The 3,605-nt window shown below is 52.5% G+C and carries 1 tRNA gene and 2 rRNA genes; all 3 read left to right on the forward strand.

The features are described 5' to 3' along the window. Positions 1 to 305 precede the first annotated feature (305 nt). The 3 genes from KO492_RS16590 to KO492_RS16600 all read left to right on the forward strand — a co-directional run bounded on the left by KO492_RS16590 (position 306) and on the right by KO492_RS16600 (position 3,489). A 23S ribosomal RNA gene (locus KO492_RS16590) occupies positions 306 to 3,133 on the forward strand. A gap of 97 nt (positions 3,134 to 3,230) precedes the next feature. Next, positions 3,231 to 3,345, forward strand: a 5S ribosomal RNA gene (gene rrf / locus KO492_RS16595). Positions 3,346 to 3,412: 67 nt separating this feature from the next. Next, positions 3,413 to 3,489: transfer RNA gene (locus KO492_RS16600), tRNA-Met, on the forward strand. Positions 3,490 to 3,605: the final 116 nt, after the last annotated feature.

Below are 3,605 nucleotides of genomic sequence, written 5' to 3' on the forward strand. Positions count from 1 at the left end.
AGGAAGGTGTTTTGCGGTCCCTTTCCTCGGACTTCCTAACATATCGCGGCGCGAAAAGATGATGTTGCCCAAGTCAAGTACACTAACCAGGTGCATTCTCGAGAGAGGATGTCACCGCGTCCGCCGTAGACATACGGTTGGACGTAAGTGCTTTCTTGTGAGGCCTCACCGACATGAGGTCTCGTATGCAAGGAAGCGCGGGAAAATGTATGCTTTTGGTTCGGGAAGCGCGCAACATTGCTTACCAGCTTGTGTTGTCTGCAAAGCGGCGCATCTTCGGATGCAGTTTTGCTCTTTCTGGATCAAATCAAGCGCGAGAAGGGCGTTTGGTGAATGCCTTGGCAGTAAGAGGCGATGAAGGACGTGATACTCTGCGATAAGTCATGGGGAGCTGAGAATAGGCTTTGATCCATGAATTTCCGAATGGGGGAACCCACCTGACAGTTCGATATTGTTACCTTGGTAATCAATATCTTGCTGAACCAGGTACTTATAGACTGAATACATAGGTTTATAAGAGCAAACCCGGGGAACTGAAACATCTAAGTACCCGGAGGAAAGGACATCAATAGAGACTTCCCTAGTAGCGGCGAGCGAACGGGAACCAGCCGAGCATGATAAGTGACTAGAACACGTTGGAAAGCGTGGCCATAGCGGGTGATAGCCCCGTATAGGAAGCTTTGAGTGACGTATTAAGTAGGGCGGAACACGTGAAATTCTGTCTGAAGATCGGGGGACCACCCCCGAAGGCTAAGTACTCCTTACTGACCGATAGTGAACCAGTACCGTGAGGGAAAGGTGAAAAGCACCCCGACGAGGGGAGTGAAACAGTTTCTGAAACCGGACGCCTACAAGCAGTCGGAGGGACCTCGAGTCCTGACGGCGTACCTTTTGTATAATGGGTCATCGACTTGGTCTTACGAGCAAGCTTAAGCCGTTAGGTGTAGGCGTAGCGAAAGCGAGTCTTAATAGGGCGCATGAGTTCGTGGGATCAGACCCGAAACCGAGTGATCTAGGCATGACCAGGATGAAGGTTAGGTAACACTAACTGGAGGTCCGAACCCACACCTGTTGAAAAAGGTCGGGATGAGTTGTGCCTAGGGGTGAAAGGCCAATCAAACTCGGAGATAGCTGGTTCTCTGCGAAATCTATTTAGGTAGAGCGTCATCCGAATACCCCGGGGGGTAGAGCACTGGATGGGTAATGGGGCCTTACCGGCTTACTGATCCTAACCAAACTCCGAATACCCGGGAGTACTAGATGGCAGACACACTGCGGGTGCTAACGCCCGTAGTGGAGAGGGAAACAACCCTGACCTCCGGCTAAGGCCCCTAATTCATGGCTAAGTGGGAAAGCAGGTGGGACGACCAAAACAACCAGGAGGTTGGCTTAGAAGCAGCCATCCTTTAAAGATAGCGTAACAGCTCACTGGTCTAGATAAGTTGTCCTGCGGCGAAGATGTAACGGGGCTCAAGCCATGAGCCGAAGCCGAGGATGCCGTAAGGCATGGTAGCAGAGCGTAGTGTGACATAGTTCCATGCGTCCTTAACTTCCTTCGGGAAGCCTTGGACGCACGGAGCTTTCTGTGAAGCTGGCGCGTGAGCGATCCGGTGGAGAGATCACTAGTGAGAATGATGACATGAGTAGCGACAAACAGGGTGAGAGACCCTGTCGCCGAAAGTCCAAGGGTTCCTGCTTAAAGCTAATCTGAGCAGGGTAAGCCGACCCCTAAGGCGAGGCCGAAAGGCGTAGTCGATGGGAACCAGGTTAATATTCCTGGGCCAGAGAGAAGTGACGGATCGCAGAGGTCGTTCATCCTTATCGGATTGAATGGGCGGCTGAGCGGTTCCTGGAAATAGCCTCTCATTAGATCGTACCCTAAACCGACACAGGTGGACTGGTAGAGAATACCAAGGCGCTTGAGAGAACGATGTTGAAGGAACTCGGCAAAATACCTCCGTAAGTTCGCGAGAAGGAGGCCCAGTTTCTACGCAAGTATTGGCTGGGGGCACAAACCAGGGGGTGGCGACTGTTTACTAAAAACACAGGGCTCTGCGAAGTCGCAAGACGACGTATAGGGTCTGACGCCTGCCCGGTGCCTGAAGGTTAAAAGGAGGAGTGCAAGCTCCGAATTGAAGCCCAGGTAAACGGCGGCCGTAACTATAACGGTCCTAAGGTAGCGAAATTCCTTGTCGGGTAAGTTCCGACCTGCACGAATGGCGTAACGACTTCCCCGCTGTCTCCAACATCGACTCAGCGAAATTGAATTGCCTGTCAAGATGCAGGCTTCCCGCGGTTAGACGGAAAGACCCCGTGCACCTTTACTACAGCTTCACACTGGCATTAGGCCGAACATGTGCAGGATAGGTGGTGGGCTTTGAAACCGAGACGCCAGTCTCGGTGGAGCCTCCCTTGAGATACCACCCTTGTTCTGCTTGATGTCTAACCGCGGTCCGTTATCCGGATCCGGGACCCTGTGTGGCGGGTAGTTTGACTGGGGCGGTCGCCTCCCAAAGAGTAACGGAGGCGCGCGAAGGTTGGCTCAGAGCGGTCGGAAATCGCTCGTTGAGTGCAATGGCAGAAGCCAGCCTGACTGCAAGACTGACAAGTCGAGCAGAGTCGAAAGACGGCCATAGTGATCCGGTGGTCCCGAGTGGAAGGGCCATCGCTCAACGGATAAAAGGTACGCCGGGGATAACAGGCTGATACTGCCCAAGAGTCCATATCGACGGCAGTGTTTGGCACCTCGATGTCGGCTCATCTCATCCTGGGGCTGGAGCAGGTCCCAAGGGTACGGCTGTTCGCCGTTTAAAGAGGTACGTGAGCTGGGTTTAGAACGTCGTGAGACAGTTCGGTCCCTATCTGCCGTGGGTGTAGGATACTTGAGAGGAGTTGCCCCTAGTACGAGAGGACCGGGGTGAACGATCCACTGGTGGACCAGTTGTTATGCCAATAGCAGTGCTGGGTAGCTATGATCGGAAAGGATAACCGCTGAAGGCATCTAAGCGGGAAGCCCCCCTCAAAACAAGGTATCCCTGAGAGCCGAGGTAGACCACCTCGTCGATAGGCCGGAGATGTAAGTGCAGCAATGCATTCAGTTGACCGGTACTAATTGCTCGATAGGCTTGATTTGATCCAGTAAAAGCAAAATTTACGGACATATCAAAAGCATACACATACAAAAACTTGACTTGGTGTTCCCTAAAAAGGGAACTTGGGTATTTATTCGGTTTGGTGGTCACAGCAATAGTGAAACACCCGATCCCATCCCGAACTCGGCCGTTAAGCACGTTCGCGCCAATGGTACTGCGACTTAAGTCGTGGGAGAGTAGGTCACCGCCAAACCTAATAAATACCCAAATCTCTCTAAACGATAGCAGACATGTATATCCAAATAGACAACTAATACCGTCGCGGGATGGAGCAGCCCGGTAGCTCGTCAGGCTCATAACCTGAAGGTCGTAGGTTCAAATCCTACTCCCGCAACCAAAATCCAACATATAATACAACGACATAGCGCCCCAAGGGGCGCTTTTGGCGTTTCTAAGCCATGCGCGCTGGAAGCAACAGGGAAGAAATAGGGACGTGGCCCCCCCCCCCTTCTC

Origin of the sequence: Celeribacter halophilus, assembly GCF_018860305.1 — a bacterium.
Taxonomy (GTDB): domain Bacteria; phylum Pseudomonadota; class Alphaproteobacteria; order Rhodobacterales; family Rhodobacteraceae; genus Celeribacter; species Celeribacter halophilus_A.